This window comes from Pseudoalteromonas sp. P1-26 (assembly GCF_001401795.1).
GTDB lineage: Bacteria > Pseudomonadota > Gammaproteobacteria > Enterobacterales > Alteromonadaceae > Pseudoalteromonas.
Window position 1 is genome coordinate 1 of record NZ_LKDX01000206.1, and the last position, 216, is coordinate 216.

Below are 216 nucleotides of genomic sequence, written 5' to 3' on the forward strand. Positions count from 1 at the left end.
TAATTACCCGTGAGGCTTAACCATACAACGCCAAACGCGTTTTATGACAGCGTAACGAACAGAAGTTAAGTTACTAAAGTAGATTTTACTTGATATCAGAATTCCAGATTTATTAATTTGCTCAGATGAGCGAATTAAACCAAATTTGCTTGGTGACAATAGCGTTTTGGACCCACCTGACCCCATGCCGAACTCAGTAGTGAAACGAAACAGCGC

At 40.3% G+C, this 216-nt stretch carries 1 rRNA gene; it reads left to right on the forward strand.

The features are described 5' to 3' along the window. Positions 1 to 148: 148 nt before the first annotated feature. Positions 149 to 216 (forward strand): 5S ribosomal RNA (gene rrf, locus AN394_RS21520); the annotation flags it as partial.